We start from the raw sequence: 613 nt of genomic DNA, 5'->3' as shown, positions 1-613 counted from the left end.
GGTGGTGGAGGATCTCAATGCCGGTGCCTTCGACGAGCGGGCGCTGTTCCACCTTCTTAATCTGGCACGTCAGGACAACGCCTATGTGCTGATTACGGCGCGGGTCGCCCCGGCCGCCATGGAGGTCGAGTTGCGCGATCTGCGGTCGCGGCTCCGTGCGATCCCGGTAGTCAATCTGCTGCCACCGGATGACGGGTTGTTTCGGGCGCTGATCGTGAAGTTTTGCGCCGACCGCCAGCTCAGCATCGACGAGAGCGTGGTCAGCTATGTGGCCAGCCGCATCGAGCGGTCATTCGCCGCCGCCCGCCATACGGTGGAATTGCTGGATAGCGAGGCGCTCCGGCTTGGGCGGCCGGTGACCCGTGCATTGGCTGCGGAACTGCTGCGCGACGCCTGACTTAGCCTTGGACGTCAAACGCGGCGCGTCGAACGGTGCCTTGACGGCGCGGCAGGCTGGTTCCTCAATGTCATCGAAGCGTCATGCAACTGACGCAATGTCCGCTGTGATTTGCCGGCACTATAGCGCTGCTTGAACTGGATGGATTGCTGTCTCATGGACTCCGCAGAAGAGATTGTTATTGAAGAGAAAAAGGGCGAAGCGAAGCCAGCAGAG

General features: G+C 61.7%; 2 protein-coding genes. One reads left to right on the top strand and one right to left on the bottom strand.

Annotation, left to right across the window (positions count from 1 at the left end; genetic code table 11):
* Positions 1-397: P-loop NTPase family protein (locus tag AC1DS5_RS25240; RefSeq protein ID WP_477720984.1), on the top strand; the 397-nt coding region annotated here is incomplete at its 5' end.
* 14 nt (positions 398-411) lie between these two features.
* Here the strand turns inward: AC1DS5_RS25240 and AC1DS5_RS25235 are convergent.
* Positions 412-613: hypothetical protein (locus tag AC1DS5_RS25235; protein WP_477720983.1), on the bottom strand; the 202-nt coding region annotated here is incomplete at its 5' end.

It is taken from the genome of Polaromonas sp. P4_H1 (assembly GCF_056400945.1).
The sequence above is the reverse complement of the archived record's forward strand: the minus strand, read 5'-3'. Positions and strand labels throughout refer to the sequence as shown.